Below are 25,376 nucleotides of genomic sequence, written 5' to 3'. Positions count from 1 at the left end.
CAGGAGCACCAGACGCCATGAACCTTGGCTCTACGCGCAGAGCACGCGCTCTCGTGGTCGCGCTCGCGGCAGGCTCGCTTGCGCTGGCCGGATGCAGCGGCGGCGGCAACAGCGACGGCAAGGACAAGTCCAGCACCCAGGACGAGGCGAAGTCCCAGTCCGAGGCCGTGGAACTCGGGGACGCCGCGGCGTCCAAGGGCCCGGCCTCGGAGGTCAAGGGCGCCAAGTCCGGCGGCACGGTCAACGTGTGGCAGACCTCCGACTTCTCGCACCTCGACCCCGGTCAGAGCTACGTCTCCGACGCGGGTCTGCTCGGCCGCCTGATCCACCGCGGCCTCACGCAGCTCCACGAGGACGAGGACGGCAAGAAGACCGTGGTCGGCGACCTCGCCACCGACTCCGGCAAGGCCTCGGACGGCGGCAAGACCTGGACGTACACCCTCAAGGACGGCATCAAGGACTCCGAGGGCAACGAGATCACGTCCAAGGACGTCCGCCACACCGTGGAGCGTCTGTACGCGCCGTTCATCACCGACGGCCCGATCTACCTCCAGCAGTGGCTCTCCGGCGGTGGCACCACCTACCGCAAGGCGCTGCCCCAGGGTCCGTACAAGGGCAAGCACCTCCCGGACAAGGTCCTGGAGACTCCTGACAAGAAGACGATCGTCTTCCACTTCAAGGAGGCCCAGCCCGACGTCCCGCAGATGCTGGCGATGCGCGGCTACTCCATCGTGCCGGAGAAGGCGGACACGCAGGAGAAGTACGACAACAAGCCGGTCGCCCTTGGCCCGTACATGATCGGCGAGTTCAAGTCCGGCAAGAGCATGAAGCTGGTCAAGAACCCCAACTGGGACCCGAAGACCGACTCGGTGCGCAACCAGTACCCCGACGGCTTCGACATCTCGTTCAACGTCCAGGACGCCGAGCAGACCAAGCGCATCCTGGCCGACCGCAACGAGGCCAAGAACGCGGTCATGTTCACCGGCGCGGTGGACGTGAGCCAGGCCAAGAAGGTCGTCAACGACAAGAAGGCCTTCGCGCGCACGATCCGCGGCTACCAGCCGTACGTGTGGCAGCTCAACATGAACATGGACCGCATCAAGGACAAGAAGGTCCGTGACGCGATCACCTACGCGCTGCCGAACCTCCAGATCATCCGCCCCGACGGTGGCGCCTACGCCGGTGAGCCGGCCGGTGGTCTGCTCGCCCCGACCGTCCCGGGCTACGAGAAGGGCTACGACCCGTACGGCAAGATCGCCAAGCCGAACGGTGACCCGGAGAAGGCCAAGAAGCTGTTGAAGGAGGCCGGCAAGGAGGGCATGAAGCTCGTCTACGCCTACGCCAACAACGACATCCGCGGCCAGCAGGCAGTGATCATCACCAACGCGCTGGAGAAGGCCGGCTTCGACGTCCAGAAGAAGGACATCGACGACGCGACCTGGTACGAGCAGGTCGGCAAGGTGAAGAACGGCTACGACATCTACATGACCGGCTGGGGCCAGGACTGGGCGTCCGCCTCGACCGTCATCCCGCCGTCCTTCGACGGTTCGCAGATCCAGGACGGTGCGTCGAACTACACGCACCTGAACAACAAGCACGTCAACTCCGAGATCGCGCGCATCGCGAAGATCACCGACCCGGAGAAGGCGACTGCCGAGTGGACCAAGCTCCACAAGTACATCGTGGAGAAGATCAACCCGGCGGCGCCGATCTACTTCACCAAGCAGTTCCAGATCTACGGCTCGAACATCGGTGGTGCCCGCTACAACTCGGACACCAGCTACACCGACATCAACCGGATCTTCCTCAAGAAGTAACCGCAGCACGTAGCTAGGAACCAGGGGGCGCCCGCCCCGGCGGAGCGGGCGCCCCCCTGGCAAGCCCACCTCCCAGCAGCCGCCGTCCCGAGAGCAGCGAACCCGATGCTTCAATTCCTCGTACGCCGGACGTTCGGCGCCGCAATCATCCTCATCCTGATCAGCGCGTTCACGTTCTTCCTCTTCTTCGCGGTCCCCCAGGACCCGGCCCTGCTCGCGTGCGGCAAGAACTGCACCAAGCCCGCGCTCGAGGTCATCCACAAGAACCTCGGCCTCGACCAGCCAGTGCCCGTGCAGTACTGGGAGTTCATGAAGGGGATCGTGGTCGGGCGCGACTTCGCCGTGGGCCACTGCAGCAGCCCGTGCTTCGGCGTCTCCTTCAACAACAACCTCATGGTCTGGGACACGATCGTCGACCGCTTCCCGATGACGCTCTCCCTGACCGTCGGCGGCCTCGCCGTCTTCCTGACCGTTGGTCTCGGCGCCGGCATCGTCGCCGCCCGCCGCAAGGGCACCATGACCGACAAGACCGTCAGCTCGGTGTCACTGGTCCTGAGCTCGATGCAGATCTACTTCCTCGGCCCGATCGTGCTGGGCATCCTCGTCTACAGCACCGGCTGGCTGGACAACCCCAAATACGTACCCATCACCGAGGATCCCGGCGCCTGGTTCATGGGCCTGCTGATCCCGTGGTGCGTGATGGCGGCGATCTTCACGGCGCAGTACACGCGTATGTCGCGCTCCACCCTGATCGAGCAGATGCAGGAGGAGCACGTCCGCACCGCGCGCGCCAAGGGCATGTCGAAGAACTACGTGTTCTACCGCTACACCTGGCGCGGCTCGCTCACCCCGATCGTCACCATCCTCGGCATGGACCTGGGTGCGCTCTTCGGCGGCGCCATCGTCACGGAGACGACCTTCAGCCTCGCCGGCATCGGCCGCCTCGCGGTGCAGTCGGTGCAGAACAAGGACCTGCCGCTGACGATGGGCGTGATGCTCTTCAGCGCCGCGTTCATCCTCGTTTTCAACATCATCGTGGACGCCGTGTACGCCTACATCGACCCGCGCGTGCGCCTGTCCTAGGAGATCGACCCGTGACCACACTCACCAAGACCGAAGGCGAGCCCGCACCGACCGGGTCGGACGCCTTCCTGTCCGTGCGCGACCTTCACGTGCAGTTCTCCACCGAGGACGGCATGGTCAAGGCGGTCGACGGCCTCTCCTTCGACCTCATGCGGGGCAAGACGCTCGGCATCGTCGGCGAATCCGGCTCCGGCAAGTCCGTCACCAACCTGACGGTGCTGGGCCTGCACAACCCGGCCTCCACGACCATCACCGGCGAGATCGTGCTCGACGGCCAGGAGCTGACGGCCGCGCCGGAGAAGACGCTGGAGAAGCTCCGCGGCAACAAGATGGCGATGGTCTTCCAGGACCCGCTGACGGCCCTCTCCCCGTACTACACGGTGGGCCGGCAGATCGCCGAGCCGTACATGAAGCACACCGGCGCCTCCCGTCGCGAGGCGAAGCGGCGCGCGATCGAGATGCTCGACAAGGTCGGCATCCCGCAGCCGAAGCTGCGCGTGGACGACTACCCGCACCAGTTCTCCGGCGGTATGCGCCAGCGCGCGATGATCGCGATGTCGCTGGTCTGCAACCCGCAGCTGCTCATCGCGGACGAGCCGACCACCGCGCTCGACGTGACGGTCCAGGCGCAGATCCTGGACCTGCTGAAGGACCTGCAGCAGGAGTTCGGCTCGGCGATCATCTTCATCACCCACGACCTCGGTGTCATCGCCAACATGGCCGACGACATCCTGGTGATGTACGCGGGCCGCGCCGTGGAGCGCGGCTCGGTCAAGGAGGTCCTCCGGGCCCCCCGGCACCCGTACACCTGGGGTCTCCTCGGCTCGATGCCCCGCCTGTCCTCCGGGACCGACGAGGAGCTGCTGTCGATCCCCGGCAGCCCGCCGAGCCTGCTGAACCCGCCGAGCGGGTGCCCCTTCCACCCGCGCTGCGCCTTCGCCGCCGAGGTCGGCGGCGGACGGTGCTCCGGTGAGCGCCCGGCGCTGCCCGAGGGACGCGGGTCGGCCTGCCACCTGACGGGCGCCCAGAAGGAGACCATCTTCATCGAGCAGATCAAGCCCCGGCTGGGCTAGGGAGATTCACCGTGACCGAGAAACTCACCCTGCCCACCCCCCGCGGCGCCGTGCCGGCGCCGGGTGAGCCGTTGATGACGGTGGAGGGCCTGACCAAGCACTTCCCGATCAAGGGCGGCTTCCCGATCAAGCGCACCGTCGGTGCGGTCAAGGCCGTGGACGGCGTCGACCTGACCGTGCACCAGGGCGAGAGCTTCGGCCTGGTCGGCGAGTCCGGGTGCGGCAAGTCCACCACGGGCCGGCTGCTGACCCGTCTGCTGGAGCCGACCGGCGGCAAGATCACGTACAGCGGGCAGGACATCACGCGGGCGAACCGCAGGCAGCTCGCCCCGATCCGCTCCGAGATCCAGATGATCTTCCAGGACCCGTACTCGTCGCTGAACCCGCGGCAGACGGTCGGCACGATCATCAAGGGCCCCATGGAGGTCAACGGGATCAACCCGCCCGGGGGCCGCGAGAACAAGGTGCGCGAGCTGCTCGAGACCGTGGGTCTCAACCCCGAGCACTACAACCGCTTCCCGCACGAGTTCTCCGGCGGTCAGCGGCAGCGCATCGGTGTGGCCCGCGCGCTGGCCCTGGAGCCGAAGCTGATCATCGCGGACGAGCCGGTCTCCGCGCTCGACGTGTCGATCCAGGCGCAGGTCGTCAACCTGCTCCAGGAGCTCCAGCGGGAGCTGGGCATCGCGTTCCTCTTCATCGCCCACGACCTCGCGGTGGTCCGCCACTTCTCGCAGCGCGTCGCGGTGATGTACCTGGGCAAGGTGGTGGAGGTCGGCGACCGCGACTCGATCTACAACCGCCCGCGCCACCCGTACACGCACGCGCTCCTCTCGGCCGTCCCCGAGATCGAGCTGGACGACGACTCACCGCAGCGCGAGCGCATCCGCCTCGCCGGTGACGTTCCCTCGCCCGTCAACCCGCCGTCCGGCTGCCGCTTCCGTACGCGGTGCTGGAAGGCGCAGGACAAGTGCGCGACGCAGGAGCCGCCGCTCGTGCAGATCGGCGGCAACAAGGAAGGGCACCTGACCGCCTGCCACTTCCCCGAGGAGCCGACGATCGCGGCCCGCGAGCAGGACGTCGTCCTCGACCCGGCGCTGTCGGCGCTGGAGAAGGACGCGTAAGCCCGCATCCGCCGGCAGTTGTCGGAGCCCGTGCCCCGGGAGGGCACGGGCTCCGCTGCTGTTCCGGCACGGGTCCCTACACCTCCGCGGGCCCCGCCGCTGCGCCCGTGACGAGACGTTCCTCCGCGTAGTGGCAGGCCGAGGCGTGCGCGACCGGGCCGCCCGCCGTCCGGAACGCCGGCGGGACGGCGAGGGGCGGCGTCTCCCGCTCGCAGCGCTCGTCGGCCTTCCAGCAGCGCGTACGGAAGCGGCAGCCGGACGGCGGGTCGGCCGGTGAGGGCACGTCCCCGGCGAGCAGGATCCGCTCCCGCCCGCCGCGCGACTCCGGGTCGGGGACGGGAACGGCCGAGAGCAGGGCCTGGGTGTACGGGTGGGTGGGGTGGTCGTAGATCTCCTCGTCGGTGCCGGTCTCCACGACCCGGCCGAGGTACATCACCGCCACCCGGTCCGAGATGTGCCGGACGACGGACAGGTCGTGCGCGATGACGACGTAGGAGAGCCCGAACTCGTCCTGCAGGCGCTCCATGAGGTTGACGACCTGGGCCTGGACGGACACGTCCAGCGCCGAGACCGGCTCGTCCGCGACGATGATCTCCGGGCGCAGGGCGAGCCCCCGCGCGATGCCGATGCGCTGCCGCTGGCCACCCGAGAACTGGTGCGGATAGCGGTTGATGTACTCCGGGTTGAGCCCGACGACGTCCAGCAACTCCCGTACCCGGCGCCGCCGGTCGCCCTTGGGCGCGACCTCGGGGTGGATGTCGAAGGGCTCGCCGATGATGTCGCCGACCGTCATCCGCGGGTTGAGCGAGGTGTACGGGTCCTGGAAGACCATCTGGATGTTGCGGCGTACGGACTTCAGCGCGCGCCGGGACAGCCGGGTGACGTCCTCCCCGCGGTAGCGGATCTCGCCCGCCGTCGGCCGCTCCAGGTTCACCAGCAGCTTGGCGAGGGTGGACTTGCCGCAACCGGACTCCCCCACGATGCCCAGCGTCTCGCCACGCCGCAGGTCGAACGAGACCCCGTCGACGGCCTTGACCGCGCCGACCGTGCGCCGGATCACCACGCCCTGGGTCAGCGGGTAGTGCTTGACCAGGTCGCGTGCCTGGAGGATCGCCTCGGGCATCTCAGGCATCGAGCGTCTCCTTCCAGAAGTGGCAGGCGCTGGACCGGTCCTCGGACACCCGGTGGAGCGGGGGGAGGTCCGTGCGGCACATGTCGCGGACGCGGGGGCAGCGCGGGTTGAAGGGGCAGCCGGGCGGGATGCCGAGGAGGCTGGGCGGCATGCCCTTGATCGCGTACAGTTCCCGGCCCTTGCGGTCCAGGCGCGGGATGGAGTCCAGCAGGCCGCGGGTGTAGGGGTGGGCGGGGCGCTTGTAGAGGTCGTGGACCGGGGCGGTCTCCACGATCCGGCCCGCGTACATCACCGCGATCCGGTCGGCCACGTCCGCGACCACGCCCAGATCGTGGGTGATCAGGATGAGCCCCATCTTGTACTCGGCCTGCAACTCGGCGAGCAGATCCATGACTTGGGCCTGGACGGTCACGTCCAGCGCCGTCGTCGGCTCGTCCGCGATGATCAGGTCCGGTTCCAGGGCCAGCGCCATCGCGATCATGATCCGCTGCCGCATCCCGCCGGAGAACTGGTGCGGATAGTCGCCCGCCCGCTGCCGTGCCGCCGGGATCCGTACGCGTTCCATCAGCTCCACGGCCCGCGCCCTGGCCTCCTTGCGGGAGACCCCCTCGTGGACGCGGTACATCTCCGCGAGCTGATACCCCACGCTCAGCACCGGGTTGAGGGCCGAGAGCGCGTCCTGGAAGATCATGGCCATCCGGGATCCGCGCAGCCTGCGCCGCTCGTCCCTGTCCATCGTCAGCAGGTCCCGTCCCTGGAAGAGGACCTGCCCCCCGGTCACTCGCCCCGGCGGGCTGTCGAGGATTCCCATGATCGCCTGCGCGGTCACCGACTTGCCGGAGCCCGACTCCCCCAGCACCGCCAGCGTCTCCCCGGCGTCGACGCTGTACGAGACGCCGTTGACGGCCCGGGCCGCCCCGTCCCGCGTACGGAATTCCACCCGCAGATCGCGCACGTCCAGCAGCGTCGTCATCTCCGGTCTCCTCAGCGCAGCTTGGGGTCGAGGGCGTCGCGCACCGCGTCGCCGAGCATGATGAACGCGAGCACGGTCACGCTCAGCGCGCCCGCGGGCCACAGCAGCATGTGCGGGGCGTTGCGGATCTGGGGCGCGGCGTTGGAGATGTCGATGCCCCAGGAGACCGTCGGCGGCCTCAGCCCCACGCCGAGGTACGAGAGCGTGGCCTCCAGCGCGATGTACGTCCCGAGCGCGATGGTGGCGACGACGATGACCGGCGCGACGGCGTTGGGCGCGACGTGCCGCAGCAGCAGCCGGGTGTGCCCGGCGCCGAGCGCGCGGGCGGCCTGCACGTAGTCGTTCTGCTTTGCCGTGATGACCGCGCCGCGCGAGATCCGGCAGACCTGCGGCCAGCCGAGCAGCACGATGAAGCCGACGACCGGCCACACGGTGGAGCTGGTGACGACGGACAGCAGGACCAGTCCCCCGAGCACGACCGGGATGCCGAAGAAGATGTCGGCCGTACGGGAGAGCACCGCGTCGCTCCAGCGGCCGAAGTAGCCGGCGAGTCCGCCGAGAAGCCCGCCGAGCAGGGCGGCGCCGAGGGTGGCGCACAAGCCGACGACGAGGGAGGCGCGGGCCCCGTGCACGGTGCGGGTGTAGACGTCGCAGCCCTGGGTGTCGTAGCCGAAGGGGTGTCCGGGCGCGGAGCCCGCCTGCGACTTGGACAGGTCGCACTGGAGCGGGTTGCCGCTCGCGATCGCCTGCGGCCACAGGGCGATGACCACCAGGAAGAGGATCAGCAGCGCGGAGACGACGAAGACGGGGTTGCGGCGCAGATCCCGCCAGGCGTCGGACCACAGGCTGCGCGCGGGCACGTCGGCCGCGGCTCCGGGAAGGGCGGAACCGGGCCCGCCGGGCGCCGGGGACGGGTCGGGTTCGGCGGGACGCTCGATCGTCTCCTCAGACATAGCGGATCCTCGGGTCGAGTACGGCGTAGAGGACGTCGACGAGCAGGTTCGCCAGCAGGAAGACGATCACGAGGATGGTGACGAAGCCGACGACCGTCGGCGCGTTGTTGCGCAGGATGCCCTGGTAGAGCTGGAAGCCGACGCCGTGGATGTTGAAGATCCGCTCGGTGACGATCGCGCCGCCCATCAGCGTGCCGATGTCGGTGCCGATGAAGGTGACCACCGGGATCAGCGAATTGCGCAGCAGATGACGGGTGATGACCCGGCGCCGCGGAAGTCCTTTGGCCACGGCGGTCCGTACGTAGTCGGCGCCGGCGTTCTCGGCGATCGAGGTCCGGGTGAGCCGGGTGACGTAGGCCAGCGAGACCAGCGCGAGGACGACACCCGGCAGCAGCAGCTCGCCGACCGGCGCCTCGGGTGAGACGGACGGCCGGATCATCCCCCACTGGACGCCGAAGACGAACTGCAGCAGATAGCCGGTGACGAAGGTCGGCACGGAGATCACGACGAGGGTGAGGAAGAGGACGCCGGTGTCCACGGTGCGCCCGCGCCGCAGCCCCCCGATGACACCGAGCACGACGCCGACGGTCAGCTCGATGGCGACGGCGACGAGCGTCAGCCTCAGGGTGATGGGCCAGGACTCGGCGATCAGGTCCGTGACCGGCTGGCCGTTGAACGCGGTGCCGAACTCGCCCCGGAAGATCTGGCCCATGTAGTGCGCGTACTGCTGCCACAACGGCTGGTCGAGATGGAGTTCGTGGCGGATGCGGGCGGCGGTGGCCGGGTCGGGGGCACGGTCGCCGAAGAGTGCCGCGACCGGGTCGCCGAGAGCGTAGACCATGAAGAAGATCAGGAAGGTGCTGCCGATGAACACCGGGATCATCTGCAGCAGCCGCCGGATGACGTAGCGCCCCATGCGCTCAGCCGACCTCGATCTCTTCGTAGACGGGGACGCTGAACGGGTTGAGGATCACGCCCGAGAGCCGATCGGTGTAGCCGGCGCTGCCGTTCTGGTACCAGAGCGGGATGGCCGGCATCTTCTCGGCGAGGATCTTCTCGGCGCTCTGGAAGGTGGAGACGGCACGGTCCTGCACGCTGTGCGCGTTGGCGTCGTTGACGAGCTGGTCGAACTTCTCGTCGCTCCACTTGCCGTCGTTGGACGAGGCGTCGGTGTAGTAGAGCGGCTGCAGGAAGTTCTGGATGAGCGGGTAGTCCATCTGCCAGCCGGTGCGGAACGGGCCGGACATCTTCCCGCTGTGGATCCGGTTCCGGTAGTCGGCGAAGGTGCCCACCGGATTGACCGTGCAGGCCCGGTCGTTGCCGAGGGCGTTGTTGATGCTGTTGCAGACGGCGTCCATCCAGGTGCGGTGGGAGCCCGTGTCGACGTTGGAGGTGAGCGTCATCCGCCCGCCGGGCAGGCCGCCCGCCTCCTTGATCAGCCGCTTCGCCTCGGCCGGGTCGTACTCGCAGGCCTCCCCGCACAGTCCCGCCTTGTACCCGCCCTGTCCGCCGAGGACGGGCGAGGTCCAGTCACTGGCCGGGGTGCGGGTCTTCTGGAAGATCTGCTCGGTGATCTGCTTGCGGTCGATCGCCTTGGAGAGGCCGATGCGCAGCTTCTCCTTCCCCGCGCCCCAGTTCTTGTCGTAGAAGGGGAAGGCCAGGGTCTGGATGATGCCGGCGGGCTGATTGATGTAGCGGCTGCCCAGATCCCGGCGGACGTTCTTGAGCTGGGATGCCGGGATGTCGTCGGCGAGGTCGAGGTTGCCGGCCAGGAGGTCGGTGTACGCGGCGTTGTTGTCGGTGTAGACCCTCAGGTCCACACCGGCGTTCTGCGCCTTGTCCCGGCCCGGGTAGTCCTGCCACTTCCGCAGCCGCATCGCGGAGCCCTTGGCGTACGACTCGATCGCGTACGGGCCGTTGCCGACGGGCTTGCTCAGCCAGGCCTCGTGGTCGTCGAAGAACGTGCGGGGCAGGGGCGCGTAGGCCGGGTAGCCCAGGGTCTCGGGCCAGGTCGAGAACTTCTGGGTGAGCCTGACGGTGAAGGTCCGGTCGTCCTTCACGCGCAGCCCCGACAGCGTCTTCGCGGTCGCCTTCCCGGACTCGGGGTGGACCTGGTCGTAGCCGTCGATGTACTCGAAGAAGTACGCGTTCTTCTGCTGGTTGTCGATCAGCGCCCCGTAGTTCCAGGCGTCGACGAACGAACGGGCCGTCACCTTCTCGCCGTTGCTGAAGGTCCAGCCGTCCTTGACGGTGACGGTGAAGTTCTGCGCGTCGGTGCTCTCGATGCGCTCGGCGAGCATGTCCTTCGCCTCGCCCGTCCTCGGGTCGTACCGCTTGAGCCCGCGGAAGATCATGTCGAGGACCTTGCCGCCCTGCACCTCATTGGTGTTGGCCGGTTCGAGCGGGTTCTGCGGGTCGCCCCACGAGGAGCTGAGGACCGCCTCGCCGCCCGAGCCGCCGGAGCCGCCGCAGGCGGTCGCGGCGAGAGCGAGGGCCACCGCACCGGCGGCCCGCGTGGCATAGGTGGCTCGGCGCATGGTGGTGCCTCCTCGGAATACCGGTCACTGATATCCAAATAACACCCCAAGATGGTGCATACCGGCCTTGGCGGCGGCGCCCCGCGCGGGTCGCGACCCAGAACCCCCCGGATGCGGGAGCGCCGTCCCTCACGGGGGCGGGGAGCCTCCGGCTCCGCTCTCGCCCGGCCGCGCGCTCACGGCGTGGGCTGCAGCCGCCGGACGACGAGCACCGCGATGTCGTCCCGCTGGTCCCCTTCCGTGTACCGGAGCACATCGGCGCGCAGCGTCTCCGCCAGCCGGTCGGGCGCGAGCCCCCGCCAGCGGTCCAGACGCTCGGCGAGCGGGTAGAAGACCCCGTCCCGGTCGCGGGCCTCGGTGATGCCGTCCGTGAACAGCAGCAGGTCGGCGTCGTCGGGGAACGGCAGCCACTGGACCGTACGGGGGCCCGGGGACAGCGAGCGCAGCCCCAGCGGCACCCCGGCCTCGTCGAGCGGGACCGGCGTCGAGCGGTCGCGCAGCACCAAGTACGGTTCCCCGTGGCCGCAGTTGACCGCCTGCGCTGCCGCGCCCGCGTCGATGCTGACGACGAGCGCGGTGACGAAGCGTTCGGGCTCACCGGTCCCGGTGGCGAACTCGTTGTGCCGTACGACCGCGCTCTCCAGCGCGTCGACGACCGCCGTCAGCGTGGGCTCGCGGTGCGCCGCCTCCCGGAAGGCGCCGAGCACGGCGAACCCGGCCCCGATCGCCGGAAGCCCCTTGCCCTGCACGTCCCCGATGAGGACCCGGGTCCCGTACGGCGAGGAGACGGCCTCGTAGATGTCGCCGCCGACCAGCTTGTCCTGCTCCAGCGGCGCGTAGAGCCCGCACACCAGCACCTGCTCGGTGCGCAGCGGCAGGGGCCGCAGGATCTGCTGCTGGAGCGCGACGGCGGCGGTGCGGACGCGGGACAGCTCGGTCTCCCGGCGGACGCGTTCGGCGGCGGTCGCGACGGCCAGCGCCCCAAGTCCGCCGGTGACGACGAACGCGGTGACGGAGTTGTCCTCGCCCCCGCGCGGGCCGATGAAGGAGCCCGAGACCAGCAGCGTCACCCAGACAGCGGCGATGGTCGTCTGGCGTACGGTACCGACCCCGGCGGCGTACGCGGGCAGGAAGACGAGCACGGTGGCCAGCCGCGAGACGTGCCCGAGCGCAAAGCCGACGAGCATGATGACGGCGCTCAGTCCGACCATCCACAGGAGGAACGTGCGCGGGCTCGGCAGGTACTTCCGCGTCTCCCGCGGAATGCTCGCGCTCTCGGCCACCGCCCCAGTCCACCGCAGCCCCCGCACGCCTGCATGCGGAGGGCGCCCGACCGGATGGCCGGACGGGCGACGGGGGCGGCGGGGGTACGACGAACGGGCCCGCCCGACACGATGTCAGGCGGGCCCGTCGGGGCAGGGTCAGGCGTGCTTGGCCCGGGAGGCGGCGCGGGCGCGCTCGCGCTGGTCGAGCGCCACCTTGCGGATGCGGACGGTCTCCGGCGTCACCTCGACGCACTCGTCGTCCCGGCAGAACTCCAGCGACTGCTCGAGCGACAGCTTGCTGGGCGGGACGATCGACTCGGTCACATCGGCGGTCGAGGACCGCATGTTGGTGAGCTTCTTCTCCTTGGTGATGTTCACGTCCATGTCGTCGGAGCGCGAGTTCTCACCGACGACCATGCCCTCGTACACCTCGGTGCCGGGCTCGACGAAGAGCGTGCCGCGCTCTTGGAGGTTGGTCATCGCGAAGGCGGTGACCGCGCCGGAGCGGTCGGCGACCAGCGAGCCGGACGCGCGGGTGCGCAGGTCGCCGAACCACGGCTCGTGACCCTCGTGGATGGAGTGGGCGATGCCGGTGCCGCGGGTCTGGGTCAGGAACTCGGTGCGGAAGCCGATGAGTCCGCGGGACGGGACGACGAACTCCATCCGGACCCAGCCGGAGCCGTGGTTGGACATGTTGTCCATCCGGCCCTTGCGGACGCCCATGAGCTGGGTGACCGCGCCCATGTGCTCCTCGGGCACGTCGATCGTCATGCGCTCGACGGGCTCGTGGACCTTCCCTTCGACCTCCCGGGTGACCACCTGCGGCTTGCCGATGGTGAGTTCGAAGCCCTCACGGCGCATGGTCTCGACGAGGATCGCGAGCGCCAGCTCGCCCCGGCCCTGGACCTCCCAGGCGTCCGGGCGCCCGGTGTCCAGGACGCGCAGCGAGACGTTGCCGATCAGCTCACGGTCGAGGCGGTCCTTGACCTGGCGGGCGGTGACCTTGCGGTCCTTGACCGCGGCCTTGGCGTCCGCGCCCTTGCCCGTACCGCCACGGCCGACGAGCGGCGAGGTGTTCGTCCCGATGGTCATCGAGATCGCGGGCTCGTCGACGGTGATGAGCGGCAGCGCCACCGGGTTCTCCGGGTCCGCCAGGGTCTCCCCGATCATGATGTCGGGGATGCCGGCGACCGCGCAGATGTCTCCGGGGCCCGCCACCTCGGCCGGCTTGCGGGTGAGCGCCTCGGTCATCATCAGCTCGCTGATACGGACGCTCGCGACGGTGCCGTCCCGCTTGATCCACGCCACGGTCTGGCCCTTGCGCAGCTCGCCCTGCTCGACGCGGAGGAGCGCGATACGGCCGAGGAAGTTGTCCGCGTCCAGGTTGGTGACGTGCGCCTGGAGCGGTGCCGTCTCGTCGAACCGCGGGGCCGGGACGGTGTCCAGCAGCGTGGTGAAGAACGGCTCCAGGCTGGTGCTGTCGGCCGGGACGGTGCCGTCCTCCGGCTTGGTCAGCGAGGCGACGCCGTCGCGGGCACAGGCGTAGACGATCGGGAACTCGATCTGGTCCTCGTCCGCGTCCAGGTCGAGGAAGAGGTCGTACGCCTCGTTCACGACCTCGTCGATCCGGGAGTCCGGGCGGTCGGTCTTGTTGATGCAGAGGATGACCGGAAGCCGGGCCTGGAGCGCCTTGCGGAGCACGAACCGGGTCTGCGGCAGCGGGCCCTCGGAGGCGTCGACGAGCAGCACGACCGCGTCCACCATCGACAGGCCGCGCTCGACCTCGCCGCCGAAGTCGGCGTGGCCGGGGGTGTCGATGATGTTGATGGTGACCGGCTCACCGCCGTCCTTGGGGTGGTACTTGACGGCCGTGTTCTTGGCGAGAATGGTGATGCCCTTCTCGCGCTCGAGGTCGTTCGAGTCCATCATGCGTTCGTCGAGGTGCTCGGCGGCGTGGGCGGCGAAGGCCCCGGCCTGCTTCAGCATGGCGTCGACGAGGGTCGTCTTGCCGTGGTCGACGTGGGCGACGATGGCGACATTGCGGATGTCGTGGCGCGTGGGCATGGGTCGCTTGCGCTTCTCTCGGATCGTGGGTGCGGCGTCTCGTTCCTCGTACGCCCCGCCGGGCGGACCCGCCTCGGCTCGTCCCATGGTACGGGCCCGGGCCGCGTCCCCTCCCGGCGGCCATGAACGGCAGCGCTCCCGGCCGGTCCGAGGACCTGCCGGGAGCGCTGGTGCTCCGTCGTTCCCGCGCCCGGCGGCTGCGCCGGGCGGACGGGGCTACTTCTTGAAGCCGATGTCCTCGTAGCGCGGGGTCGCGAAGCCGAAGGCACCCACGTTCACCAGCTTCGACTTGACCGCGATCAGCTGCGGCCGCTGGTAGAGCGGGACCGACCCGGCCGCGGCCCAGATGCGGGCGTCGGCCCGGCGGACCAGCGCCCGGGAGGCCGCCGCGTCCAGCTCGGTGACGGCCTGGTCGAAGAGCTGGTCGATGTGGTCGGTGCCGACACGGGTGTAGTTCTGCTCGACGATCAGGGAGCCGTCGGGCGCGGGCTGCGGCTTGGCGAAGATCGGGCGGGCGTCGGTGGCCGGGTAGGCGCTGGCGGGCCAGGACCAGAGGGCCAGGTCGTAGTCGCCCGAGGCGATGTGGTCCTTGAAGTAGCTCTCGTCGGCGACCTTGGTGATCTCCGTACGGATGCCGATCTTCTCCAGCATCGTGGAGATACGGCTCCCAGCGGTGCGCAGCGGCTCGGTGCCGGGGCCGGTCGGGAGGACGAAGCGCAGGGTCAGCGGCTTGCCGTCCTTCTGCAGGGTCCGGACGTCGGCGGGCTTGTTGGCGTTGCCCGCGCCCTTCTCCCCGGTGTCGCCCTTCTCGCTGCCCTGGTGACCGGCGAGCCCGCCGCGGCCCTCGCGCCAGCCCGCCGAGGTGAGCAGCGCCTGGGCGGCCGCGGTGTCCCGGCTGCCGAGCGCGGAGCTGTTGTCGCGGTACCCCTGCTGCCCGGCCATCATCACGTGGCTGCCGAGCGTCTGGGCGGGCAGGCCGAGCGGCTGGAGCACGGCCTTGGCGATGGCCTGGCGGTCGATCGTCCGGGCGATCGCGCGCCGCACCCGCTCGTCCGCGAGCGGACCGGTGGAGCCGTTCAGCGCGAGCTGGGTGTAGGCGGGCTCGAGCGACCGGCGGACGGTGTAGCCGCGGATCGCCGCCGCGCGGACCTGACCGGCCTGGCGGGCGCCCTCCTCGCGCCTGTCCTCCGCCCGCTTCTCGGTCCTCTCCTCGTCCTCACCGTCGGCCTTGTTGTCGGCGTTGCCGGCGTTGTTCTCGTTTTGGTGCGCGTTGCGGTCCGCGGGCTCGTGGCGTGCGCCGTGGTCCCGGTCCTCGGCCCCGGCCGCGCCGCGCTCGCTCTTCGGGATCTGCTGACCGTCGCCCTTGGGCTTGGACGTCCCGTCGATCTGCTCCACGACCGGCCGGTCGATCTCGGCGATGTCGAGGCGGCCCTTGGCGAGGGCCTCGGCCCGCTTGCCGCGCGGGACGGCGGCGAAGACGAGCTTGTCGAGCTTGGCCTTGTCGCCCCACCAGTCCGGGTTCCGTACGAGGGTGACCGTGCCCTTCGCCTTGCTCTTCAGCTCGAAGGGGCCCGCGGTGGCCTCGAGCGTCTTGCGGGCCCCGTCGTTGAAGGCGTCCGGGCTGCCCATCACGGCCTTCGGGTACAGCGGGGTGAAGAGCGAGCGCCAGTCCGTGTACGGCTTGGCGAAGGTGACCCGCACCTCCTGCGGGCCGTTGCCCTGCTCGATCTTCTCGATCCGGTCGTAGCCGGCGTTCCGCGCGGTCCAGTAGGCGCGGTCCTTGCCGCTGAGGGCCTTCCACTGCGCGACGAAGTCGGCGGTGCCGAGCTTGCGCCCGTCGCTCCAGGTGGCCTCACGGTTGAGCCGGTAGGTCACGATCTGCTTCGGCTCGCGCTCGGTGACATCGGCGGCGGCGAGGTAGTTCTCGTTGCGCGCCGGCTTGCCGTGGTCGTCCAGGGTGAAGAGCGAGGGCAGCACGGCGCCCGCGATGCGGTCGCTCGCGCCGTCGGCGTCCGACTGGAAGGTGTTCAGCGTCGCGGGCACCGCGTCGATGGCCCAGCGCACGGTCCCGCCGTCCTCGACCCGGCCCCGCCCGGTGACGGCGACGTCCTTCGGTACGGCCGTGGCGGTCGGCGTGCTCGACGAGTCGCTGCACCCGGCCAGGACGGGCAGCGGGAGCAGGGCACCCGCGGCGAGCAGCGCGGTGGCACGGCGGCGCCGCCGCGCGTCCGGTCCCGTTCGTGATGCGCGTGATGCACCTGGGGTACGTGATGCCGTCCGGCCGCCGCTGACGCCGTAGATGGACATGACCTGAAAACCTCCATGCCGCACCCTTTTGGGCGCTTATGCCGCTCATCACATCTATTCCTGGACCACTGAAATCGACTCGTTCCACCCAGGCACGGCGACACGGCACGGAGGCCGGGATTCCCACCCGTACGGCGGCAGGCGGCACATGTGTCGCAACGAGTCACAGGGGGCGCACGGGAGCGCCCGTTCCCGACACGAAGGGGCAATGTTTGTAGATCCCTAGCCAAGCCGGGATGTGACGCGCGACACTCACAGGCGCATCAGCGTTGGCAAGCGTTGGCCCGCAAGCGCGGAAGTGAGGGCACTCCATGTCCGTATCGGATGATCTGACAGCCGCACAGCGCTCACTCGACGAGCTGACCCGATCTCTGGGACGGCTGGAACAGCAAGTCGGCGGCAGCCTTGAAGTCCGCCGCGTGCGCACCGACGCGGACCACCTGCGCGAGAGCCTCGCCCTGCTGCGTGACAGCGCCGGGCAGGGGCGGACCCAGGCGCCGGCCCGCCATCCGGAGATGGTGACCATCCCGGACACCCCGTACAACAGCGCCCTGTGGACCGATGCCGAGGACGAGGGCCTCGGCGCACGCGACCGTCACGCGCCCTAGCGCGTCCGTGCGGTGGGGAGGGCCCGCGCCGGGCCCTCCCCATCCGCGTCACCCCCGTCGTACGCGTTCACAGCCGAACCCTCGCTCCTCCTCGGAGTCATCGAATTGGCCACTGGTACCGAACCCCGAACGGGCACCGACGAACCCAGTGACGCGCGCGGCGGGGTGTACTCCGCCACGCGCGCCGCCATCTCCGCGCGCCATCTGCGGACCGACCGCTGGTGGCTGACACCGGCCGTCACCGCCGCCGGACTGCTGGCGTTCGTCCTCTACTCGTCATGGCGCGCCTTCGCGAACAGCGACTACTACGCCGCGCCGTACGTCTCGCCCTTCTACTCGCCCTGCCTCGCGGAGAACTGCGAGACCATGCGCGGCGGCCCCAACTGGGAGATCTTCGGGAGCTGGTGGGGGCTCTCCCCCTCCCTGCTGATCCTGATCTTCCCGCTCGGCTTCCGCCTGACCTGCTATTACTACCGGAAGGCGTACTACCGCGGCTTCTGGGCGTCGCCCCCGGCCTGCGCGGTGGCCGAGCCCCACCGGAAGTACACGGGCGAGACGCGTTTCCCGCTGATCCTCCAGAACATCCACCGGTACTTCTTCTACGCGGCGGTGCCGGTCGCCGGGATCCTCACCTGGGACACCGTTCTGGCGTTCCGCAACTCCGACTACGAGTGGGGCCACATGGGCCTCGGCACGGTCGTCTTCCTGATCAACATCGTGCTGATCTGGGCGTACACCCTGTCCTGCCACTCGTGCCGGCACATCGTCGGCGGCCGTCTGAAGCACTTCTCGAAGCACCCGGTGCGCTACCGGCTGTGGGGCTTGGTCGGCCGACTCAACGAGCGGCACATGCAGCTCGCCTGGGCCTCGCTGATCAGCGTGGCGATCGCCGACTTCTACGTCTATCTGCTCGCCACCGGCGTCTTCGCCGACCCGCAGATCTTCTAGACCGCTTCTGAGAGGGATGCAAAAACGATGACGCAAGTCGACCGGCAGGCGTGGGACGTGGTCGTGGTCGGCGCCGGCGGCGCAGGCCTGCGCGCCGCCATCGAGGCCCGCGAGCAGGGCATGCGCACCGCGGTCATCTGCAAGTCGCTCTTCGGCAAGGCCCATACGGTCATGGCCGAAGGCGGCATCGCGGCGAGCATGGGCAACGTCAACGAGGGCGACAACTGGCAGGTGCACTTCCGCGACACGATGCGCGGCGGCAAGTTCCTGAACCACTGGCGCATGGCCGAACTGCATGCGCGCGAGGCCCCGGACCGGGTCTGGGAACTGGAGACCTGGGGCGCGCTCTTCGACCGTACGGCCGACGGGAAGATCTCCCAGCGCAACTTCGGCGGGCACGAGTACCCGCGCCTCGCGCACGTCGGCGACCGTACGGGTCTGGAGCTGATCCGCACCCTGCAGCAGAAGATCGTCGCGCTGCAGCAGGAGGACTTCAAGGAGTACGGCGACTACGAGGCGCGCCTCAAGGTCTTCCAGGAGTGCACGGTCACGCGCGTCCTGAAGAACGACGGCAAGGTCTCCGGAGTCTTCGGTTACGAGCGGGAATCCGGTCGCTTCTTCGTGATCGAGACGCCCGCGGTCGTGCTCGCCACCGGCGGCATCGGCAAGTCGTTCAAGGTGACCTCGAACTCCTGGGAGTACACGGGCGACGGGCACGCGCTCGCGCTGCTGGCCGGGGCCCCGCTGATCAACATGGAGTTCGTGCAGTTCCATCCCACCGGGATGGTCTGGCCGCCGTCGGTGAAGGGCATCCTCGTCACCGAGTCGGTGCGTGGCGACGGCGGGGTGCTGCGCAACAGCGACGGCAAACGCTTCATGTTCGACTACATCCCGGACGTCTTCAAGGAGAAGTACGCGCAGAGCGAGGAGGAGGGCGACCGCTGGTACGAGGACCCGGACAACAACCGGCGTCCTCCCGAGCTGCTCCCCCGCGACGAGGTCGCGCGCGCCATCAACTCCGAGGTGAAGGCGGGCCGCGGCTCGCCGCACGGCGGGGTGTTCCTTGACGTGTCGACGCGTATGCCCGCCGAGGTCATCAAGCGCCGGCTGCCGTCCATGCACCACCAGTTCAAGGAGCTGGCGGACGTCGACATCACCGCCGAGGCGATGGAGGTCGGCCCGACCTGCCACTACGTCATGGGCGGCGTGGACGTCGACCCGGACACGACGGCCGCGAACGGCGTGCCCGGCCTCTTCGCCGCGGGCGAGGTCGCCGGCGGCATGCACGGCTCGAACCGGCTGGGCGGCAACTCGCTCTCCGATCTGCTGGTGTTCGGCCGGCGGGCCGGGCTCCACGCGGCGGAGTACGCGGCCGCGCGCAGCGGCGGCGAGCGGCCCCTGCCGTCCGACACCGACATCGAGGCGGCGGAGGCGGAGGCGCTGCGGCCGTTCAGCGCGGAGGGACCGGACGCGGCGCACCCGGACGGGCGCCCGGCCGAGAACCCGTACACCCTCCACCAGGAGCTCCAGAAGGCGATGAACGACCTCGTCGGGATCATCCGGCGGGACGGCGAGATGGCCGAGGCGCTGCACCGGCTGGGCGGACTGCGCGCCCGGGCGCGCAACGCCGGTGTGGAAGGCCACCGCCAGTTCAACCCGGGCTGGCACCTGGCCATCGACCTGCGGAACATGCTGCTGGTCAGCGAATGTGTGGCGCGCGCGGCGCTGGAGCGCACCGAGAGCCGCGGCGGCCACACGCGCGACGACCACCCGCAGATGGACCGCGAGTGGCGGCGCGTCAACCTGGTCTGCTCGCTCGCCGACCCGACCGGCTCGGTCGCCGCCTCCGACCCGGAGCGCGGCCAGATCCGGCTGGAGCGGCGCGACATGCCGCCGATCCGCGGCGACCTGCTGGGCCTCTTCGAGAAGGAAGAGCTGGTGAAGTACCTGACGGACGAGGAGCTGACCCAGTGAGTACCGACACCCCCCAGCAGACCGACACCGGCGCGTACGAGGCGCACTTCAGGGTCTGGCGGGGCGACACGGACGGCGGCGGTCTGGAGGACTTCCGCATCGAGGTGAACGAGGGCGAGGTCGTCCTCGACATCATCCACCGGCTCCAGGCCACCCAGGCTCCCGACCTCGCGGTCCGCTGGAACTGCAAGGCGGGCAAGTGCGGTTCGTGCAGCGCGGAGATCAACGGGCGGCCGCGGCTGATGTGCATGACGCGCATGTCGGTCTTCGACCGCGACGAGACGCTCACGGTGACGCCGCTGCGCGCCTTCCCGGTCGTACGGGACCTGGTGACGGACGTGAACTTCAACTACCGGAAGGCACGCGAGGTTCCGTCGTTCGTCCCGCCGCCCGGGGTGGCGCCGGGCGAGTACCGGATGCAGCAGGAGGACGTGGGCCGCTCGCAGGAGTTCAGGAAGTGCATCGAGTGCTTCCTGTGCCAGGACACCTGCCATGTGGTGCGCGACCACGAGGAGAACAAGGCCGCGTTCGCGGGTCCGCGCTTCCTGATGCGGATCGCGGAGCTGGACATGCACCCGCTGGACGCGGCGGCGGAGTCCGGCCTCGACCGCAAGGCCACGGCCCAGGAGGACCACGGGCTGGGCTACTGCAACATCACGAAGTGCTGTACGGAGGTCTGCCCGGAGGGCATCAAGATCACGGACAACGCCCTGATCCCGCTGAAGGAGCGGGCCGTGGACCGTAAGTACGACCCGCTGGTCTGGCTGGGCAACAAGATCCGCCGCCGGACCTGAACGCCCCCGCGGCGAGCGGGAATCGGCACAGCGGCACGCATCGGCGGTGTCAGGACCGGGTGAACTCCCGGCCGGGGCACCGCCGATGCGCGTTCCGGGGAAGGTGCGCGGCGGGGGTCAGGTCCGGCGGGGGCCGTCCGGGGCGGCCGGCCGTCTCCGCGCGCGGGTCCGCTGCAGGAACCACGCGGTCACGCCCACCAGTACGGCTGCCCCCGCCCCGTAGACCGGGAGCCACTGGGTCGTCGTGGCCGCCAGGCAGTCGGACAGGGCGGCATGACTCTGGATCCTCTGAGCGTGGGTCACGGCGGCGGGGTCGCGTCCCGCCAGGCCGGCCAGGTCGGCCTCCGCCTGAAGGACCGCGTAATCACCCATCTCGGGACAGGCGTCGCGCGTGCCCGGCATCGGGAACAGCCACGCCCATCGCTGCAGGGCCGGGGCCAGCGCGATGGCGACGCACAGGCCGACGACCATCGAGTACGCCGTCAGATTGCGCAGGTACCCGAGGACGGCGCCGGGCCTGCACGCGGGCAGCCGGTAGAAGGTGAGGATCAGCGCCAGGAGCGTCACCCCGACGTAGGTGGCGAACCACTGCCAGGAGCCCTGGGCGAGCGCGGCGGTGAGCACGGCGGCGAGCGCGATGCCGATGACCCCCGGCTCACCGGGGGTGTCACGGCCCGCGCCGGTGGTTGCCGCCTTCCCGGCTCCTCGACGGCTGGGGTCGTCCACGGTCGCTCCCGCAGGGATCAGAAGCACCCAGCATCCGGTCACGTCGCGCCGCCCGTCCGCGGGCCATGCCGGGACCGGTCCGGAAAACCCGCCGGTTGGCCGAGGGACGCGCGCGGGGCGATCCGCGCGGACGCCTTGGCGGCGGCCTGCCGCCTTCGGTAGCGTGTAGTAGATGAAAAACACTACTGACCCTTACCAACTGCGTACCGGTGCGCCGCCGGCGGAGACGTATCTCCGGCTGCGTTCGGTGTCCGGACTGAGCGCCATGACCGCCGAGGGCGCCGAGGCGGGTCTGCCGAACACCTGGCACGGCGTGATGGTGCTGTGCGCGGACGAGCCGGTCGGGATGGGCCGGGTCATCGGGGACGGCGGATGCTTCTTCCAGATCGTCGACATCTGCGTCGCGCCCGAACACCAGGGGCGGGGCCTCGGCAAGCGGATCATGGCGGAGCTGGTCGGCGAGCTGGAGCGACGGGCTCCGGCCGGTGCGTACGTCTCGCTGATCGCCGACGGCGACGCACGGTTCCTGTACGAGAAGTTCGGCTTCCGGCCGACGGCCCCGGCGTCGGTGGGGATGTACCGCGACGTGTGACGCGGCGCCGTCCTCGGACGGGCGTCACGTCCGATCGGGCGTCACGTCCGATCGGAGCCCCCGACCCGCCGCGGCGGCTCGCGGGGAGGACCCCTAGTACAGGCTCAGCAGCGCCTCGACCGGGTCCGCCGCCGGGGTTTCGCCGTCGGGGAGGGCCAGTTCGAACCAGACCGTCTTGCCGCGCGGGGTGCGGCGGCTGCCCCAGCCCGCGCTGAGCAGTCCGACGAGTTGCAGTCCGCGGCCGCCCTCGTCGGTGTCCCGGGCGCGCCGGCGGCGGGGCTGGACCAGACCGCCGTCCCACACCTCGCACACCAGCGTGGTGTCGAGCAGGAGCCGCAGGCGGATCTCGCCGCCGGGCTCCCCGAGAGGGATCCCGGCGCCGTACCGCAGGGCGTTGGTGACCAGTTCGCTGACGAGCAGCTCGGCGGTGTCGACCAGCTGCTCCAAGCCCCAGGCGGTCAGCTGTTCCCGCGTCAGCTCCCGGGCCCGGGCGACGGACTTGGGCTCGGTGGCCAGCTTCCAGTCGCCGACCGATTCGGCGGGCAGGCCCTGGACGCGGGCCATGAGGAGCGCGATGTCGTCCTCGCCGTGGCGGGTGTCGAGACTGGCGAGCACGCGGTCGCAGAGGTCTTCGAGGGGGCTTCCGGCGTCCTCCGCGGTGGGGACCGGCGGCCGGTCGGTGAGGGCGTTGCGGAACGCCTGCAGGCCCTCGTCCAGCGGGTGGTCGCGGGACTCGACGAGGCCGTCGGTGTAGAGCGCGAGGAGTGCGCCGTCGGGGAGTTCGACCTCGATCTCCTCGAAGGGCTCGCCGCCGACGCCCAGCGGCATGCCGGTCGGGACCTCCAGCATCAGCGCGGACTCGCCCGGCTCGACGAGGACGGGCGGCAGATGGCCGGCGTTGGCGAACGTACAGCGCCGGGTGACCGGGTCGTAGACCGCGTACACGCAGGTGGCGAGGTAGACCTCGGAGAGGTCGGAGGAGCGGGAGGCGGCGGTGGCGCCGCGGCCGGTCCGGGCGTCCCCGTACGCGCCGGCGGGTGAGCCAAGGCCGCGGGCGATCTCGTCGAGCTGCGAGAGCACCTCCGCGGGCTCCAGGTCGAGCAGCGCCAACGTGCGTACGGCGGTGCGCAGTTCGCCCATCGCCACGGCCGCGCGCAGGCCGCGGCCCATCACGTCGCCGACGACGAGGGCGGTGCGGTGCCCGGGCAGCTGGATGACGTCGAACCAGTCGCCGCCGACCTCGGTGGCGGTGTTGCCCGGCAGGTAGCGGCAGGCGATGTCGAGCCCGGCGGCCTCGGGGTCACCCGGGGGCAGCAGGCTGCGCTGGAGGATCAGGGCGCGCTCGTGCTCGCGGCGGTACAGGCGGGCGTTGTCGATGCAGACGGCGGCGCGGGCGGCCAGTTCGACGGCGAGCGCCGTGTCGCGCTCACCGAACGGCTCGCTGCCCTTCGTACGGGAGAACTGGGCCAGTCCGACGACGGTGTCGTGGGCAACCATCGGGACGGCGAGGGTCGACTGCACGACGGCGGAGCCCAGTTCGGGCGCCTCGTCGCCGTCCTGGGCGGAGACGACCTTGGGGTGCGCGGTGCGCAGGGCGTCGGCCCAGGCGGAGTTGAAGGGGAAGCGGTGGACCGCGCCGACCTCGATGGCGTGCGGTTCACAGTTCTCGCCGCTCGCGCGGGGCGCGGGGACGGCGACGGGGGCGTCGGCCACGGCGCTGGCGAAGGCGACCCGCCGCAACTCCGCACTGCCGTCGGCGAGTCCGGGCGGTGTCTCGTCGCCGCTGAGCAGCCCCTGGTAGAGGTCGACGGAGGCGAGGTCGCAGAACTGCGGTACGGCGACGTCGAGGAGTTCGCGTGCGGTGGTCTCAAGGTCGAGGGAGTTGCCGATCCGGGCGCCGGCGGCGTTGAGGAGGGCGAGGTTTCGGCGGGCGCTGGCCGCCTCGCGCTCGGCGTTGCGGCGGCGGGTGACGTCGGTGGCGAGACCGGCGACGCCGATCGGCCTGCCGCTGCCGCTGTGCAGGCGGTAGAGGTTGACGGACCACCGGCGGCGCTCCGACTCGCCGGGGATGGTGCCCATGAGCTGAAGGTCCGTCACCGAGCTTCCGGTGTCGAGGACTTTGCGCAGGGCGGCGTTCAGTCGGTCGGCCTCGACGGGAGTCAGGTAGTCCTTGGGGGCACGGCCGCGATGCGACTCCGACGTGCCGCCGAACACGGCGGCGAAGCGTTCGTTGGCACGGAGGATCTTCAGGTCCGTGCCGAACAGCAGGAAGCCCATGGGAGATTGGCCGAAAACGGCCTGTGAGGCGGCCAGGTCGGTCTCGATGCCGCGCAGCACCCGGGCGTCCACGACGATGCAGACCGCGCCGCGGCCGCCGCCCTCCGCCTCGGCGGGCATCACGTAGACCTCGGCGAGACCGAAGGGGCGGGTGCCCTCGCTCGTACGGAAGGGGAGGAGGCCGACCCACTCGCGGCCGTCGAGGATCTCGGCGACCTTGCGCTGGCCGTGATCGCGAAGCTCCGCGGGGACGAACGCTTCGACGGGGTCCTTGCCGATGGCTTCGGAGGCGGGGATCCGCAGGAGCTCGGCGGCTCGCTCGCTCCACTGGTCGATGCGGCCGTCGGGACCGAGGGAGAAGGAGGCGACCCTGATGTAGTCGTATATCGACCCGGGCGGGCTGCTCTGCCACACGGGGGCATCTGCCGTCTCATCGGGCGTCCCCGCCCCGGCTGGTATGTCGCTCACGCGCCCGTCCCCTCCAGCTCACCTTGCCCGGACCGGCCTCCGCCGAGTATCCAGCACCTCAGCCATCCGGAACACGGCCTTCACGATCACAGCACTGTCTCATTCGAGGGTCTGCGAGCGGCCCCCGGAAGGTCACAGCCATGCATCACGTCGGAGATACTGCGGCCTGGATCAGTCCCGTGATCAGCACTACTCCTTTCTTCTAACCGGGCAGGCCGAGCTCGAACCACACCGTCTTTCCCGCGCTTTCCCGCCGCGTCCCCCAGCGACGGGACGTACGGGACACCAGTTGCAGACCGCGCCCCCCTTCGTCGTCGGGCCTCGCGTCCCGCTCCCTCGGCAGATCGGGCATCGGGTCGGACACCTCGACGAGCAGTGCGTCGTTGCGGATGCGCTGGATACGGACCCCGATCGGGCCGGTGGCATGGCGCAGCGCATTGGTGACGAGTTCACTGACCAGCAATACGGTCACGTCGCTGACGGCGTTCAGACCCCACTCATTGAGGGTCGAACGGACCAGGGCGCGGGCGGCCCGGACGGACCCCGCCTCGGCCGGAAAGCTCCACGAGGCACCGGGCTCCGGCGTGGTGTGCGCGGCAGGAGGGCTCGCTCGGGGAACCCCTGCAGAGTCGCTCACGCCGACCACTTCCAGACCACTGGCAGA

The 25,376-nt window shown here is 70.2% G+C and carries 20 protein-coding genes; 9 read left to right on the top strand and 11 right to left on the bottom strand.

Annotated features, from left to right (window positions below; genetic code table 11):
- Positions 1 to 17: 17 nt before the first annotated feature.
- The 4 genes from ABZ822_RS13705 (at position 18) to ABZ822_RS13690 (ending at position 5,094) form a co-directional block, all read left to right on the top strand.
- Positions 18 to 1,817 (top strand): ABC transporter substrate-binding protein, encoded by a 1,800-nt coding sequence (locus ABZ822_RS13705; RefSeq protein WP_360851849.1) that lies wholly within the window; start codon positions 18 to 20, stop codon positions 1,815 to 1,817.
- A gap of 105 nt (positions 1,818 to 1,922) precedes the next feature.
- Positions 1,923 to 2,900 (top strand): ABC transporter permease, encoded by a 978-nt coding sequence (locus tag ABZ822_RS13700; protein ID WP_360851846.1) that lies wholly within the window; start codon positions 1,923 to 1,925, stop codon positions 2,898 to 2,900.
- A gap of 11 nt (positions 2,901 to 2,911) precedes the next feature.
- Entirely contained in the window at positions 2,912 to 3,973 is a 1,062-nt protein-coding gene (locus tag ABZ822_RS13695; RefSeq protein ID WP_360851844.1) for an ABC transporter ATP-binding protein, read from the top strand.
- Positions 3,974 to 3,984: 11 nt separating this feature from the next.
- Complete coding sequence (locus ABZ822_RS13690) at positions 3,985 to 5,094, top strand: dipeptide ABC transporter ATP-binding protein (RefSeq protein WP_360851841.1); 1,110 nt, start codon at positions 3,985 to 3,987, stop codon at positions 5,092 to 5,094.
- Between the two features lie 76 nt (positions 5,095 to 5,170).
- Here ABZ822_RS13690 and ABZ822_RS13685 read toward each other — a convergent pair whose 3' ends face one another.
- The 8 genes from ABZ822_RS13685 to ABZ822_RS13650 form a co-directional block, all read right to left on the bottom strand.
- A complete protein-coding gene (locus ABZ822_RS13685) occupies positions 5,171 to 6,226 on the bottom strand; it encodes a dipeptide ABC transporter ATP-binding protein (protein ID WP_360851838.1) in 1,056 nt (351 codons plus the stop codon).
- Positions 6,219 to 7,199, bottom strand: coding sequence for an ABC transporter ATP-binding protein (locus tag ABZ822_RS13680; RefSeq protein WP_360851835.1), 981 nt, complete (start codon positions 7,197 to 7,199; stop codon positions 6,219 to 6,221). The genes ABZ822_RS13685 and ABZ822_RS13680 overlap by 8 nt, the downstream gene beginning before the upstream one ends.
- A gap of 11 nt (positions 7,200 to 7,210) precedes the next feature.
- Positions 7,211 to 8,152: an ABC transporter permease gene (locus tag ABZ822_RS13675; protein ID WP_360851832.1), complete on the bottom strand. Its 942-nt coding sequence runs from the start codon at positions 8,150 to 8,152 to the stop codon at positions 7,211 to 7,213.
- Positions 8,145 to 9,068 carry an ABC transporter permease gene (locus ABZ822_RS13670; protein ID WP_360851829.1) on the bottom strand — a complete coding sequence of 308 codons (924 nt, stop codon included), beginning with the start codon at positions 9,066 to 9,068 and terminating at the stop codon, positions 8,145 to 8,147. The genes ABZ822_RS13675 and ABZ822_RS13670 overlap by 8 nt, the downstream gene beginning before the upstream one ends.
- A 4-nt stretch (positions 9,069 to 9,072) precedes the next feature.
- Positions 9,073 to 10,689, bottom strand: a complete 1,617-nt coding sequence (locus ABZ822_RS13665; protein WP_360851826.1) for an ABC transporter substrate-binding protein — start codon at positions 10,687 to 10,689, stop codon at positions 9,073 to 9,075.
- Between the two features lie 176 nt (positions 10,690 to 10,865).
- Positions 10,866 to 11,972, bottom strand: coding sequence for a PP2C family protein-serine/threonine phosphatase (locus tag ABZ822_RS13660; RefSeq protein ID WP_360851823.1), 1,107 nt, complete (start codon positions 11,970 to 11,972; stop codon positions 10,866 to 10,868).
- A gap of 138 nt (positions 11,973 to 12,110) precedes the next feature.
- Positions 12,111 to 14,018: a translational GTPase TypA gene (typA, locus tag ABZ822_RS13655; protein ID WP_360851821.1), complete on the bottom strand. Its 1,908-nt coding sequence runs from the start codon at positions 14,016 to 14,018 to the stop codon at positions 12,111 to 12,113.
- 216 nt (positions 14,019 to 14,234) lie between these two features.
- Complete coding sequence (locus tag ABZ822_RS13650; protein ID WP_360851818.1) at positions 14,235 to 16,325, bottom strand: ABC transporter family substrate-binding protein; 2,091 nt, start codon at positions 16,323 to 16,325, stop codon at positions 14,235 to 14,237.
- Between the two features lie 311 nt (positions 16,326 to 16,636).
- Between ABZ822_RS13650 and ABZ822_RS13645 the strand changes: the two genes are divergently transcribed.
- The 4 genes from ABZ822_RS13645 (at position 16,637) to ABZ822_RS13630 (ending at position 20,649) form a co-directional block, all read left to right on the top strand.
- Positions 16,637 to 16,933 carry a hypothetical protein gene (locus tag ABZ822_RS13645; protein WP_360851815.1) on the top strand — a complete coding sequence of 99 codons (297 nt, stop codon included), beginning with the start codon at positions 16,637 to 16,639 and terminating at the stop codon, positions 16,931 to 16,933.
- Between the two features lie 105 nt (positions 16,934 to 17,038).
- On the top strand, positions 17,039 to 17,881 hold the full coding sequence (locus ABZ822_RS13640; protein WP_360851812.1) for a hypothetical protein: 843 nt from the start codon (positions 17,039 to 17,041) through the stop codon (positions 17,879 to 17,881).
- 27 nt (positions 17,882 to 17,908) lie between these two features.
- Positions 17,909 to 19,855 carry a fumarate reductase/succinate dehydrogenase flavoprotein subunit gene (locus tag ABZ822_RS13635; RefSeq protein WP_360851809.1) on the top strand — a complete coding sequence of 649 codons (1,947 nt, stop codon included), beginning with the start codon at positions 17,909 to 17,911 and terminating at the stop codon, positions 19,853 to 19,855.
- Positions 19,852 to 20,649, top strand: coding sequence for a succinate dehydrogenase/fumarate reductase iron-sulfur subunit (locus ABZ822_RS13630; protein WP_360851806.1), 798 nt, complete (start codon positions 19,852 to 19,854; stop codon positions 20,647 to 20,649). The genes ABZ822_RS13635 and ABZ822_RS13630 overlap by 4 nt, the downstream gene beginning before the upstream one ends.
- Before the next feature lie 117 nt (positions 20,650 to 20,766).
- Here the strand turns inward: ABZ822_RS13630 and ABZ822_RS13625 are convergent, their stop codons facing one another.
- Positions 20,767 to 21,375 carry a hypothetical protein gene (locus ABZ822_RS13625; protein ID WP_360851803.1) on the bottom strand — a complete coding sequence of 203 codons (609 nt, stop codon included), beginning with the start codon at positions 21,373 to 21,375 and terminating at the stop codon, positions 20,767 to 20,769.
- 172 nt (positions 21,376 to 21,547) lie between these two features.
- Here ABZ822_RS13625 and ABZ822_RS13620 point away from each other — a divergent pair, with 172 nt between their 5' ends.
- A complete protein-coding gene (locus tag ABZ822_RS13620; RefSeq protein ID WP_360851800.1) occupies positions 21,548 to 21,967 on the top strand; it encodes a GNAT family N-acetyltransferase in 420 nt (139 codons plus the stop codon).
- A gap of 93 nt (positions 21,968 to 22,060) precedes the next feature.
- Here ABZ822_RS13620 and ABZ822_RS13615 read toward each other — a convergent pair whose 3' ends face one another.
- Positions 22,061 to 24,712: a SpoIIE family protein phosphatase gene (locus tag ABZ822_RS13615; protein WP_360851797.1), complete on the bottom strand. Its 2,652-nt coding sequence runs from the start codon at positions 24,710 to 24,712 to the stop codon at positions 22,061 to 22,063.
- Positions 24,713 to 24,914: 202 nt separating this feature from the next.
- Positions 24,915 to 25,349 (bottom strand): ATP-binding protein, encoded by a 435-nt coding sequence (locus ABZ822_RS13610; RefSeq protein WP_360851794.1) that lies wholly within the window; start codon positions 25,347 to 25,349, stop codon positions 24,915 to 24,917.
- Positions 25,350 to 25,376 lie beyond the last annotated feature (27 nt).

Origin of the sequence: Streptomyces sp. NPDC047108 (assembly GCF_040643575.1) — a bacterium.
Taxonomy (GTDB): Bacteria; Actinomycetota; Actinomycetes; order Streptomycetales; family Streptomycetaceae; genus Streptomyces.
The sequence above is the reverse complement of the archived record's forward strand: the minus strand, read 5'-3'. Positions and strand labels throughout refer to the sequence as shown.

Excerpts from the sequence above, each read along its gene's own strand:
- ABZ822_RS13705 (WP_360851849.1), top strand. The coding sequence starts at position 18 with ATGAACCTTGGCTCTACGCGCAGAGCACGCGCTCTCGTGGTCGCGCTC.
- ABZ822_RS13700 (WP_360851846.1), top strand. The coding sequence starts at position 1,923 with ATGCTTCAATTCCTCGTACGCCGGACGTTCGGCGCCGCAATCATCCTC.
- ABZ822_RS13685 (WP_360851838.1), bottom strand. The coding sequence starts at position 6,226 with ATGCCTGAGATGCCCGAGGCGATCCTCCAGGCACGCGACCTGGTCAAG.
- ABZ822_RS13680 (WP_360851835.1), bottom strand. The coding sequence starts at position 7,199 with ATGACGACGCTGCTGGACGTGCGCGATCTGCGGGTGGAATTCCGTACG.
- ABZ822_RS13675 (WP_360851832.1), bottom strand. The coding sequence starts at position 8,152 with ATGTCTGAGGAGACGATCGAGCGTCCCGCCGAACCCGACCCGTCCCCG.
- ABZ822_RS13670 (WP_360851829.1), bottom strand. The coding sequence starts at position 9,068 with ATGGGGCGCTACGTCATCCGGCGGCTGCTGCAGATGATCCCGGTGTTC.
- ABZ822_RS13665 (WP_360851826.1), bottom strand. The coding sequence starts at position 10,689 with ATGCGCCGAGCCACCTATGCCACGCGGGCCGCCGGTGCGGTGGCCCTC.
- typA (WP_360851821.1), bottom strand. The coding sequence starts at position 14,018 with ATGCCCACGCGCCACGACATCCGCAATGTCGCCATCGTCGCCCACGTC.
- ABZ822_RS13650 (WP_360851818.1), bottom strand. The coding sequence starts at position 16,325 with ATGTCCATCTACGGCGTCAGCGGCGGCCGGACGGCATCACGTACCCCA.
- ABZ822_RS13645 (WP_360851815.1), top strand. The coding sequence starts at position 16,637 with ATGTCCGTATCGGATGATCTGACAGCCGCACAGCGCTCACTCGACGAG.
- ABZ822_RS13635 (WP_360851809.1), top strand. The coding sequence starts at position 17,909 with ATGACGCAAGTCGACCGGCAGGCGTGGGACGTGGTCGTGGTCGGCGCC.
- ABZ822_RS13620 (WP_360851800.1), top strand. The coding sequence starts at position 21,548 with ATGAAAAACACTACTGACCCTTACCAACTGCGTACCGGTGCGCCGCCG.